We start from the raw sequence: 10,001 nt of genomic DNA, 5'->3' as shown, positions 1-10,001 counted from the left end.
TTGCACCTCGCGCAATCGAGTGGGGTCGGGTGACGGCGGGGCACATAGCGGCTTCAGCCGTCCTTCCCGACGGAGCAGGCGTCGCGATGCGACCGCCCCGTGTCTTTGACCCGGGCTCATGGATGCCAAGGCCATCACCCGAACTGAAATTGGTTGCGCAGGACAGATTTGAACTGTCGACCTTCAGGTTATGAGCCTGACGAGCTACCGGGCTGCTCCACCGCGCGTCGAAATTGGTCTTAGAAGTCAGCGCTTCGGCGGTTCCTTGTCGAACCCCGGCGTCTTCGTGTTGTCGAGCACGATCTGCTCCGTGCCGACGCGCTCCAGCCGCTGCACGTCGAACCAGTGCGATTCCGGAAGCTTGCCGTCGGCATTCATCTGCGGCACCACCAGGACCTGGTTGCAGCCGCTGATGTACTGGACGTAGCCCGTTGCCACACCGACGTACCCGGTAAGACGATCCTTCTGAGTGGTGCCGAGAATTCCGGGACCATCCTGCATAGTCTTGCTCCTCATGTTGAGCGACGCCGATCATGACGTCACCAATTCTGGACGCGGCTGTGCCTTGGCGGCCGGCCGCAAAGCAATGACGACAGCTGGCTCCGCATTGAACACGCGGGCGCGATCTGCCGCGCAGACCTGGAGCTCGCCGAAGCTCTTGATGGTGTCCTCGAGCAGGTCCCTGGCGTCGGACGGACCGTTACCAGCCCTGGCTGCCATCGCCTGCAACCGCTCGATGTTCATTTTGACGGTCTTCTCGAGCCAGGCGGCGCGGAAGCTGAGATCGTCGATGATCTTCTGGGTGTCGAGCGCGATCATGCTGCCACAGCCTCGCCGACAACCGCGGTGGCCGGTTGAACCTCTTCGATCTCAAACGTGACGCCCTCGGTCTTGTGGAGGTGCGATGTCGAGATCGCCATCGCCTTTCGCGCGTTGATCTCGCCGGTCCTTGAGAAGCCCGACATCGACCACGCTTTGCCGCTCGCCAGCCGGCCGCGCGCGAGCCAACCGTGCGTGCGTGCCGCATTGCATCGGCTCGGTGACGTAATGGTCTCGCCGTTGCTGAAGGTCGCGACGTAACGCGTCAACATTCGGCGTCCTCCAAAACGGGACGGCCGAGGGCCTTCATCGCCTGCTGGGCGGCATGGCGGAAGCCATGGCAGAGGAGCGTGCGCCCGGCGTCGTCTAGGGCGTTCTCGAGCTCCCCGCACCGCTCGCGAAGGTATTCTTTCTCGCTCCCATTGATCAGGGAGCAAACGACGTAGCCGATGCTGCCGGCGATAATCGCACAGGAGGGGTAGAGGATAGCCTCGATCATGCCGACACCCGGTCGGTCGAGATCTTGAGGGCGGCGATCGCGGCGGCGTCGGAGTTGAGGGCCCAGACTTGGTCCTTCGTCCGCCAGGCCTTGAAGCCGGCGGCGCGGATCTCGGCAACGACCCGCAGGGTGATCTCGTCGACAAACCCATCGATCCAGATGATGCGGTCGCCACCGGCCCGGTACTGATCGGACGAATACTTCACGCCGGCTGAGTTCCGGCGGTTCGTCGCGATGGTCGGGGTGGTGGTCATTGTCGTCAGATCTCCCGTGGCAGAAAAATCGATACATGGTGTAGCGATTACTGTCAACACACCTTGTAGCGATTTTTTAGACGGGGTATGTAGCGACATAACGTGGCGCTGCCGGATCGGGCGCCGGACGCTTTCTCAGGGAATCATCACCGTTGGCAGGTCGCGGCTACATCAAGCTCTACCGCTCGCTCTTCAGGCACGAGTTCTTCCGGCCTGCGGCTTTCTCGGAGCGAGAAGCGTTTACCTGGATGATCGCGGAGGCGGCGTGGAAACCGCGCCAGCGCCGGTTCGGCCAATTCTTCGTTGATCTCGAGCGCGGGGAGCTCGCGGCTTCCCTTCGTTTTCTGGCCGAAACTTGGGACTGGAGCGTAGGAGCGGTGAGGGGTTACTTGGGTCGGTGCGAGAAAGAGGGAATGATCAGCACACGGTCCGACAAGGGGGTGACCGTAATAACCATCTGTAATTATGATATTTATCAGGGAGACGACCAGCCGGACGACACAGTCGACGACAACGTCTCAGCACAGTCCCAGCACAGTCCCAGCACAGCGTCAGCACACGACCAGCACAAAACAGAAGAAATAAAACATTCAAGAAAGGAAGAAGGGGAAGAGGGAAAGGGAGCGCTCGGCCAAGCGGCCGAGCCTCCCACCCAAGGCTCCCTCGTCCCGAAGGGGCCGACGGCGGTAAGACGGCAACGACAGCCGCGGATCCCGATCCCGCCCGATTGGTCTGCAGTTGGAGAGGACTGGCAATACGCGCTCGAGCGTGGCTTTACGGCGCAGACGATCCCGATCGAGGAGCAGAAATTCAGGCTGCACTTCCTCAAAACCGGTGAGAAGCGACCCGGCTGGAGCCACTCCTGGAAAGCCTGGATTTTGAAGGCGCTCGAGATCAGGGCCGAAAGGGCTGCCCGCAATGGCTCGACGGGTCCGGCGCCGCGGCCTAGCCGCGCGGACTCGGCGGTTGAAGGTCTATTTTCCGATCTAACGCAGGAGGATTTCGGTGGGCGATCTCGTTGAGACCGGGGGCGGAGCGCCCGCGCTGCCGCCAAATTTTGAGAAGTTGGACAAGGTCTGGGGACGGATCGACGAGGCGAGGACCGCGTCTGCCACGGCTTTCTCGCCCTCGGCGCAATTACTTTCCGATCTCGATGCCGTCATCGACCTGGTGGGGCGCCACGCCGGGGATATTCAAGCCGCCGCGGCTCCAATTTCCAAGGGCGATTTAGCCATCCATCTGGGTTTGCTCTTCAAATCCTTTCCGAACGCTGGTGTTCAGGATGCGAGGATCTTTGGCAAAATGATGCGGGACGATGTCCTGTCGCTACAGCCAACGGTCGGCGCGATCGATCTCGGCTGCCGGCGTTGGCGGCGAAAGTCCAAGTTTTTGCCCGCAATCGCCGAGATGATGGAAGAGGTTCGGTCCGCGCAATCTCAAATCGAGGGTGCCGTTGATTTCGTGCGGCGACTGCCGGCTCTGCGCGCCGATATGGCGAGAAAACTCAGTTCGCTCTGATTGGTAACGGCAGCGCACCGAAGGTGCCGTAGTTCGGCAGCAGCGTGCACATCCATCCGCCGGCGTCGAGCTGCAGGCAGGATGCCAGGATCTGGAGCGTCGGGTTTGGATCCGGGACGCGGATGTAGAACAGCTTGCGATCGCCGCGGCGAGGGCGGGGCAAAACGCCAGGAAGACCAGCGCCGTGAGCCTCATTCGACCGGTCTCGTCAGAAGTTTTGGCTGATGCTTCCGGCCGGCCTTTCGCCGCTCCGCGCGCTTAACCTGGTGCGCCGGGAAGCGGCAGAAGATTTCACCGATCCACTCGAGCCGAACGTCCTCTATCGGATTGGAACCGTCCGAGCTGTGAAGATCGACCGTACGGCGGCTGCGACCTCGCATGATCTTCTTCAGAAGTCGGCGCCCATCGCTGGTCCGGACGACCGCGTCCTCACCGTAGAACGTGTCGAGGGGGCGGGTTGGCTCGGCGTAGACGACGACGATCTCGCCGGGTGCGAAGGCCGGCCGCATGGATTCGCCTCTCACCTCGAACGCCAGCATCTCGGCGGGCGGAGCGAAGGGAATTTCGATCTGAAAGAGCCCATCCGGAGGGACCTGCTCGTAGTCGGGGTCGATAACGGCGCCCGCGCCGACGTAACCGACGCCCCGGATCGAGTGGACCTCCTCGAAGGTTGCCTCGATCGCATCATCGCCATCGCCGTAGTGAATCTCCCGAGCCGTCACCTTGACGCCAAGTGATCGGAAGCGACTGACGTACCTCTGGGCATCGTCGTAGCCGATCGTGCGTGTTCCAGCCTCGTGAGCTCGATAGGTGCTCTCCGGCCAGCCGAACTCAATCGCCGCGGCGCGCGCCGAGCGAAAGCCGGCCTCAAGCCTGGCGGCAGCCAGACGCCGGCCCTGTTCCTTGGCGGCGCGATCGTTTTTCTGTGCCATAGCACACAGTGTAGCGACAGGAGCGCTACATGCCGTGTTGACTATCATCGCTACCTCATGTAGCGATTTGGGCATCATGACCGATGCTCCGCAGACTGAACCCCTCGTCCCGCAAAGCCACTCGGACGTCATCGACGCCTTCGGCGGCCCCGTGAAGTTCGGGACCGCGGTCGGCATCAAGGACAGCCATGCCCGCACGATGAAGGCCCGGGACTCGATTCCGAGTGGCCGCTGGACCGATGTGGTCGCGGCGGCCGATCGCGAAGGCATTGCGCACATCACGCTGCAACTCTTGGCCGACCTGGATGCCGCCAAGCTGAAGACGAAGGCTGCCGAGAGCGAGGGTGCGTCCTAATGGCCTGTGCGACGCTTCATCTCGGTGAGCGTATCCGGCGATGGATGCCAGGGGGCGGCATTCGCTGTAATTCCGCGCAGAGCGAACTGAAGCGTGTCGGGCACCTTGTCGATCGGCATGACGAGCTTCGAGACGACGAGATGTTCCGAACCCACGCCGCCGAGCGAGTCCTGGGCAGCGTAGAACCAAAACCGCACACAAGATCCGAGGATCTCTACCTTCCCGATCCCAGTTGCAAAAATGTCGGCGTGCGCGGTCAGCTCCACCAGTTGAATCTCGTCGCCCATTGTACTTCCCCAAGTGTTTTTGTTCTGTTGGTGCACAAGAGCACAGATACACGCGGACGTGGACCCCTATTTTCGTTGGTAGGTATTTGCACTTACGGACATTTCCCAGGACGACTCGCTGATCGCCTTTACGGAAAATTCGCATCTCGACTTGAGCGGGTGACATCTACGTGTGCAACCGAGGTGTTGCGCGTAGTGCGGATGCCTTCGCAGACAGCCGGCCGGCCTGGTCGAGCAACTCGGGCGCACGGATCGCCCAATGCGTATCGGTCCTGCCGCTCGCATGCATCAGCAACTTTTCGGAAAGGCGGTCGAGCATGACCGCCGCGCATCCTCTCGGCACCAATCCGCTGTCGATCAGCATCTGCACGATCGCGTCGAAGGATTCTTCCGCGATCAGCATGCGCGTTCCCGCCAGGGCGGCGCGCGCCCAGTCGTCGTCTTTTGTCGTCGTCGGCGCCGTCGTGGCGTCGGCAAAATTTTTCAGTGTAGCGTAGGGAGGTTTCAGCATGGGAACATTGTCGATCAGCCTTTCGCAAAAGGCAAATTCGTCCGTTCTACGATCGTCCAAACCGATTTCTACGAACGTAAGAGCCGAAAAGATTACCGCTGAAATCGTTCGCATATTTCGCAACGCGATGAACGGTGGAAGCTTCCGAAAGACTGTAGCGGCGCGCGCTCAATGTTCTCTCGGCACGATCGACAATTGGACTGCGAACAACCGCGTCATCGACATCGAGCATTTTCTCAACGTTTGCGACGGGGCCGAAGGCGTCGATTGCTTCAATGCTCTTTGGGAGCAGGTGCCGGAGGCAACGCGTGAGCGATGGCTTACGCGTCAGATCCTCGAGCGCCGACTCGCCGACGCCGAAGCCGAGATGAAGCGCGTTCGCCGCGAAGCCCACGAGCAGCAGTTCCGCCTCGAGTTGGGGCGCCGCTGATTACGAGCCGCGCGGTCCGCGGCATGACGATCGAGACCCAGGTGCCCAACGTGCTTTCCCGTCTTTCCACTCTGGCTCTCGCGATTAGCAACCGATGCACCAACCGCGGGGAGCGCTGGACCGCGCGCGCGAAGTGGTGGATCGACGTTTCGAAATGGATCGATGGCGGCTTCTCGAAGTCCTTCGCCGCGATCCGCGCAGAGAGGTCGTCACGATGACGATGCCTCTCACATGGACCGACGATCGCGTCGAGCAGTTGAAGAAGTTGTGGGAGGCGGGACTATCGGCCAGCCAGATGGCGGCCGAGATCGGCAACGTCACCCGCAACGCCGTGATCGGAAAGATCCATCGCCTTGGGCTCAGTGGCCGCACGAAGGGACACGAGACGAAGCCAAGGAAATCACGGACGCCGCGCCCGTCGTCGCCGGCGCCTTCTCGCCGCGTCCTTGCGCTCCGCCAGGCTATCGACGCAGCTTCCGATGACACGCATGCCGCCAACCTCGAGGCTGCCGGCGAGTTCGATCCGGCGGCCATCTCGGTTTCCGATGCAGAGATCCCAGCCGAGGTGCGGGTGAAGTCGATCCTCGACCTCGGGGATGGGGACTGCCGCTTTCCAATCGGAGAGGTCGGCACCGAGGCGTTCTACTTCTGCGGCCGCGGCGGCAGGAAGCTTGATGGCCTGCCGTACTGCGCGCGGCATGCCCGTATCGCTTACGCGAGCCCCGCGGAGCGTCGCGCCGGCGTCTCGGACGCCGAGCTCGAGCGCCGCGCCGCCCTCGGCCGTCGCATGGCCGCGCGTGGTCGAAGCGGGAGGGCGGCATGAGCCAGGTCATGCTCGATTATGCCCGCAAGGAGATCATCTGCTCGCTCGCGATCGTCGAGGCTGCCGGCGGCAAGGACGTCGCGAACCTGATGGTCGAGGCGCACCTCCAGGCGCTGTCAACCTATCTCCGCGGCTCGATCGGCTCGGAGGCTGCGTTCGAGGTCTTCTCGCGCTACGCGGACGAGATCATCAGGCCGACGGTTGATGCCAGGGCGGTGCGGTCGTGACGCACGGTCTCACACCCAAACAGGCGGAGGTGTTTGGCTTCATCCGAACCCGGATCATGGAGACCGGGGTTTCACCGACCTATGCCGAGATCATGTCCGCGACAGGGTTGATGGCGAAAAGCCACGTCAACCGCATCGTGGTTGGGCTTGAGCAGCGCGGCGCGATTGTCCGCCTCGCAAGGAAGACGCGATCGATAGGGCTCGTCGACGGTATCACGGTTAATCCCCATCCCGAGGTGCGCCGCGCGATCGACACTTATGCGGCTGAGCACAACATCAGTGTCGAGACCGCGTGCCATGAGGCGCTGCGCGCCTATTTCGTGGAGGCGGCGGCGCAATGAGCGGCTGGTTCTTCGATCCTCTGCTTCCGTTCTGCGCTGACGTCGTGGACGTCGACCCCCCGACGGAGTTCAAGTTGAGGTCTGAGAACGGCAACAAGAAATCCGCGTCGGCGCAATATGACATCATGTCGTGGGATGACCTTGCCAAGCTACCAGTGGGGCATCTCGTTCGAGGCAATGGCATCATCACGCTCTGGGCCTGCCCGCCAACCCTCGACCAATCGATGTGGTTGTTGAAGCAGTGGGGAGCGCGTTTCAAGACCGAGTTGGTGTGGCCGAAGGGGCGCATGGGCACCGGGTACCGCTCGCGCGCGATGCACGAGTCGGTCTTGCTCGGCGTATTCGGCGACGAACATCAGATCCACGACGCACTGTATGGCGTGATCAAGGGCAAGGCGCGCGGGCATAGCCAGAAGCCGCGTGAGTGGTACGCGCACCTCCGCAAGAAAACGCCGGGCCTCGACCGGTTGTGCCTGTTCTCGCGCGAGAGCCACGAGGGCTTCACGCATTGGGGCAACGAGGTCGGCACCGTCGAAGTCGGCGCGAGCGTGCCTCCACGCCGAAAGAAGGAGAAGCCGACCGCGGCGGCCCCGCTCTTCGATGAAGGAGCGGCGGCGTAATCGACACCAATTCCCCCTCAGCAAGTGACCATCAGAACCGGAGAAGGACATGACGACAGCCCAGCAGAACGAGCCGACCCAGCAAGCCCTCGATGCCTTCAATCTCGCCCGCATCCGTGCGGCACAGAAGGAAGCCGAGTCCGTCAACGAGACGAACAACAGCGCGAAGAACAAGCTCCGCGGTGTTTTCGCGATCACGCAGGGGCAGGGCCTGCACAACGATGCTGCTCGCGAGGCGTTGAAGCTGGTCGAGGGTGGCGAGGCCGACATCGACGCCTTTTGCGAGAAGGTCCGCAAGATTGGTGTGTATGTCGGATTCCTCGGCAAGACCCTGACGCCGCGGCAGTACGAGCTCTTCGGCATGCCGGCGGCAGGTCCGGCGCCTGAGGACGAGCGCGCCGAGAACGAAGGCCGCGCCGCAGGCTTCCGGATGGACGACGAGGCTGGCTCGAAGGAGCAGGACAATCCGTACGAGGTCGGCTCGCAGAAGGGCCAGGCTTGGATCAAGGGATTCCGGAAGGGGCGTCCGGAGCGCAACACGCTGCTCGCGATGCAGAAGACCGAGCAACAGCCCGGCGCGTCCGCCGGCGAGGCGAAGGCCAGCGACGCATCATGATCCTGGCGGGCCTCGATACCGGCACGACGTCGGGACTCGGATTGATCCGAGGTGATCGGCTGATCCATGCCGAGTCCCGCCATTTTGACGGCGAAGACCCCGAGGCCTTCTTCAGGTATTCGCGCTGGCTCGATGAGGTCTTCCAGCGGTTTGACATCGCCGAGCTCGCCTTCGAGTCGCCGTTGCGCACCAACTCAACGGTGAAAACCGAAGAGATCGTCGACGACGAGCTCGTCAAGACCGAGCGGCCGATCGGCAACATGCGCACCTTCTTGCGCCTGTATGGCATCCGCGGTTGCACACTCCTCGCGCTCCAGCGACACAAGGTCCGTCGTGCAGAGGCGGGCAGTGATTTCAACTTCCGCGAGGTCAACGTTCGAACCTGGCGCTCGCGGGTCTTTGGAAAGATCAGCCCGCCGGACACGGCCATCAATCGCTCGGCTTGGTGGAAGGAACAGGCGCTCGGCCGCTGCAAGATCCTGCAGTGGCCCGTCACGCAGAAGGACGCGGCCGAGGGCGCGATGATCGCGGAGTGGCTTCGCATCGCCGTGAAGGAAGAGCGCCTCGGAATTAAGGAGCGGAACGGAGAGCCGGATCTCTTCGAACCGCGGCAAACCGAAACACGAAAGGAGACTCCGTTTTGAGCCAAGCATTCAAGGCAATCGTAGAGCAGGCGTCCCTCGTCAAGGCTCTTGCCCGCATCAAGAGTGTTGTCGAAAAGCGCAACACGATCCCGATCCTCAGCAACGTCCTGATCGAGGTCGAGCAGGACAAGCTCCGCATGAAGGCGACGGACCTCGATCTCGAGGTGATCGACGTCGTGCCGGCTCAGGTTGCCGCGAAAGGCACCGCGACGGTCCCGGCTAGTCTCCTGAACGACATTGTCCGTAAGATGCCGACGGGATCGCAGATCACGCTGGAGCAGAATGACGCCGCCAATACCGTGGCTGTGAAGTCTGGCCGGTTCCGCTCCACGCTCCAGACGCTGCCGCCTCAGGACTTCCCCGATCTCAGCGCTGGAGACCTGACCCACAGCTTCGCGCTTACGGGCGCGAATCTTCACCGGCTGATCCAGCGTGTCGAGTTCGCGATCTCGACCGAGGAGACGCGGTACTATCTCAACGGCATCTATCTTCACACCCGCAAGGACGGTAACCGCCACACGCTCCGCGGTGTCGCGACCGACGGTCACCGCTTGGCCCGCCTGGATGTCGATTTGCCGGAGGGTGCCACCGGCATGCCTGGCATCATCATCCCGCGGAAGACCGTCACGGAAGTCAAAAACCTGTTCAACGTCGGGGACCAGGAAGTCCAGATCGAACTCAGCCAGAATAAGATCCGGTTCATTGCCGGCGACCTTGTCCTGACGTCGAAGCTTATCGATGGGCAGTTCCCCGACTATGACCGCGTGATCCCGCAGAACAATGATCGCGTTCTGAAGGTGCCGCGGTCCGAGTTCTCGGCCGCAGCGGATCGTGTCGCGACCATTTCGAGCGAGCGCGGCCGGGCCGTGAAGGTCTCGCTGACCGGCGGAAAGATCACGTTGACGGTCAGCAACCCCGATGCCGGCAGCGCGGTAGACGAACTCGATGCGGAGTATTCCGCCGACAGCATGGAAATCGGCTTCAATAGCCGGTACCTGCACGAGATCGTCACCCAGGTGCAGGGCGATAGCCTCGAGGTGAACCTCGCCGACCCTGGCTCGCCGACGCTGTTCAAGGGCAGCGACACGGATGCGCTCTACGTCCTCATGCCGATGAGGGTGTAGA

Annotated in this window: 21 protein-coding genes and 1 tRNA gene; 12 read left to right on the top strand and 10 right to left on the bottom strand. The window is 62.4% G+C overall.

What is annotated here, in order from left to right; all coding sequences use genetic code 11:
- Positions 1-150: 150 nt before the first annotated feature.
- The 6 genes from QJT78_RS36060 to QJT78_RS36035 all read right to left on the bottom strand — a co-directional run bounded on the left by QJT78_RS36060 (position 151) and on the right by QJT78_RS36035 (position 1,572).
- Positions 151-227, bottom strand: a tRNA-Met gene (locus QJT78_RS36060).
- 19 nt (positions 228-246) lie between these two features.
- Entirely contained in the window at positions 247-501 is a 255-nt protein-coding gene (locus QJT78_RS36055; protein ID WP_038952700.1) for a hypothetical protein, read from the bottom strand.
- Positions 502-531: 30 nt separating this feature from the next.
- A complete protein-coding gene (locus tag QJT78_RS36050; protein ID WP_038944867.1) occupies positions 532-819 on the bottom strand; it encodes a hypothetical protein in 288 nt (95 codons plus the stop codon).
- A complete protein-coding gene (locus QJT78_RS36045) occupies positions 816-1,091 on the bottom strand; it encodes a hypothetical protein (RefSeq protein WP_038944866.1) in 276 nt (91 codons plus the stop codon). The genes QJT78_RS36050 and QJT78_RS36045 overlap by 4 nt, the downstream gene beginning before the upstream one ends.
- Positions 1,085-1,318 (bottom strand): hypothetical protein, encoded by a 234-nt coding sequence (locus QJT78_RS36040; RefSeq protein WP_038944865.1) that lies wholly within the window; start codon positions 1,316-1,318, stop codon positions 1,085-1,087. Before QJT78_RS36040 ends, QJT78_RS36045 begins: the two co-directional genes overlap by 7 nt.
- Positions 1,315-1,572, bottom strand: coding sequence for a hypothetical protein (locus QJT78_RS36035; RefSeq protein WP_038944864.1), 258 nt, complete (start codon positions 1,570-1,572; stop codon positions 1,315-1,317). Before QJT78_RS36035 ends, QJT78_RS36040 begins: the two co-directional genes overlap by 4 nt.
- Before the next feature lie 152 nt (positions 1,573-1,724).
- Here QJT78_RS36035 and QJT78_RS36030 point away from each other — a divergent pair, with 152 nt between their 5' ends.
- On the top strand, positions 1,725-2,594 hold the full coding sequence (locus QJT78_RS36030; protein ID WP_038944863.1) for a hypothetical protein: 870 nt from the start codon (positions 1,725-1,727) through the stop codon (positions 2,592-2,594).
- Positions 2,578-3,090, top strand: coding sequence for a hypothetical protein (locus QJT78_RS36025; RefSeq protein WP_038944862.1), 513 nt, complete (start codon positions 2,578-2,580; stop codon positions 3,088-3,090). The genes QJT78_RS36030 and QJT78_RS36025 overlap by 17 nt, the downstream gene beginning before the upstream one ends.
- Here the strand turns inward: QJT78_RS36025 and QJT78_RS36020 are convergent.
- Both QJT78_RS36020 and QJT78_RS36015 read right to left on the bottom strand, forming a co-directional pair.
- On the bottom strand, positions 3,077-3,253 hold the full coding sequence (locus QJT78_RS36020; RefSeq protein WP_157790132.1) for a hypothetical protein: 177 nt from the start codon (positions 3,251-3,253) through the stop codon (positions 3,077-3,079). The two genes, QJT78_RS36025 and QJT78_RS36020, sit on opposite strands and share 14 nt — an antisense overlap.
- Positions 3,254-3,281: 28 nt before the next feature.
- Positions 3,282-4,100, bottom strand: a complete 819-nt coding sequence (locus QJT78_RS36015; RefSeq protein ID WP_157790133.1) for a S24 family peptidase — start codon at positions 4,098-4,100, stop codon at positions 3,282-3,284.
- Between QJT78_RS36015 and QJT78_RS36010 the strand changes: the two genes are divergently transcribed.
- Positions 4,099-4,377: a hypothetical protein gene (locus QJT78_RS36010; RefSeq protein WP_157790134.1), complete on the top strand. Its 279-nt coding sequence runs from the start codon at positions 4,099-4,101 to the stop codon at positions 4,375-4,377. The two genes, QJT78_RS36015 and QJT78_RS36010, sit on opposite strands and share 2 nt — an antisense overlap.
- On the opposite strand, the gene QJT78_RS36005 is transcribed toward QJT78_RS36010, so the two are convergent.
- Together QJT78_RS36005 and QJT78_RS36000 are read right to left on the bottom strand one after the other, a co-directional pair.
- Positions 4,374-4,664 carry a hypothetical protein gene (locus QJT78_RS36005; RefSeq protein ID WP_038944858.1) on the bottom strand — a complete coding sequence of 97 codons (291 nt, stop codon included), beginning with the start codon at positions 4,662-4,664 and terminating at the stop codon, positions 4,374-4,376. The genes QJT78_RS36010 and QJT78_RS36005 overlap by 4 nt on opposite strands.
- A 166-nt stretch (positions 4,665-4,830) precedes the next feature.
- Positions 4,831-5,067, bottom strand: a complete 237-nt coding sequence (locus QJT78_RS36000; RefSeq protein WP_157791213.1) for a hypothetical protein — start codon at positions 5,065-5,067, stop codon at positions 4,831-4,833.
- 106 nt (positions 5,068-5,173) lie between these two features.
- Between QJT78_RS36000 and QJT78_RS35995 the strand changes: the two genes are divergently transcribed.
- From QJT78_RS35995 to dnaN, 9 genes are read left to right on the top strand one after another with little or no spacing between them, the layout of a single operon-like run.
- On the top strand, positions 5,174-5,605 hold the full coding sequence (locus QJT78_RS35995) for a hypothetical protein (RefSeq protein WP_157791329.1): 432 nt from the start codon (positions 5,174-5,176) through the stop codon (positions 5,603-5,605).
- Positions 5,606-5,628: 23 nt separating this feature from the next.
- On the top strand, positions 5,629-5,823 hold the full coding sequence (locus QJT78_RS35990) for a hypothetical protein (protein ID WP_038946093.1): 195 nt from the start codon (positions 5,629-5,631) through the stop codon (positions 5,821-5,823).
- Entirely contained in the window at positions 5,820-6,428 is a 609-nt protein-coding gene (locus QJT78_RS35985; RefSeq protein ID WP_212479082.1) for a GcrA family cell cycle regulator, read from the top strand. The genes QJT78_RS35990 and QJT78_RS35985 overlap by 4 nt, the downstream gene beginning before the upstream one ends.
- Positions 6,425-6,655, top strand: a complete 231-nt coding sequence (locus QJT78_RS35980) for a hypothetical protein (protein ID WP_038943384.1) — start codon at positions 6,425-6,427, stop codon at positions 6,653-6,655. Before QJT78_RS35985 ends, QJT78_RS35980 begins: the two co-directional genes overlap by 4 nt.
- Entirely contained in the window at positions 6,652-6,996 is a 345-nt protein-coding gene (locus QJT78_RS35975) for a hypothetical protein (protein ID WP_038943383.1), read from the top strand. Before QJT78_RS35980 ends, QJT78_RS35975 begins: the two co-directional genes overlap by 4 nt.
- Positions 6,993-7,616, top strand: coding sequence for an MT-A70 family methyltransferase (locus QJT78_RS35970; protein WP_212479081.1), 624 nt, complete (start codon positions 6,993-6,995; stop codon positions 7,614-7,616). The genes QJT78_RS35975 and QJT78_RS35970 overlap by 4 nt, the downstream gene beginning before the upstream one ends.
- Before the next feature lie 49 nt (positions 7,617-7,665).
- Positions 7,666-8,232, top strand: a complete 567-nt coding sequence (locus tag QJT78_RS35965; protein ID WP_038943380.1) for a hypothetical protein — start codon at positions 7,666-7,668, stop codon at positions 8,230-8,232.
- Positions 8,229-8,876, top strand: a complete 648-nt coding sequence (locus tag QJT78_RS35960) for a hypothetical protein (protein WP_038943379.1) — start codon at positions 8,229-8,231, stop codon at positions 8,874-8,876. The genes QJT78_RS35965 and QJT78_RS35960 overlap by 4 nt, the downstream gene beginning before the upstream one ends.
- Positions 8,873-10,000, top strand: coding sequence for a DNA polymerase III subunit beta (gene dnaN / locus QJT78_RS35955; protein ID WP_085965443.1), 1,128 nt, complete (start codon positions 8,873-8,875; stop codon positions 9,998-10,000). The genes QJT78_RS35960 and dnaN overlap by 4 nt, the downstream gene beginning before the upstream one ends.
- Position 10,001: the final 1 nt, after the last annotated feature.

Source organism: Bradyrhizobium sp. Mp27 (genome assembly GCF_029953005.1).
Classification (GTDB): Bacteria; Pseudomonadota; Alphaproteobacteria; order Rhizobiales; family Xanthobacteraceae; genus Bradyrhizobium; species Bradyrhizobium barranii.
The sequence above is the reverse complement of the archived record's forward strand: the minus strand, read 5'-3'. Positions and strand labels throughout refer to the sequence as shown.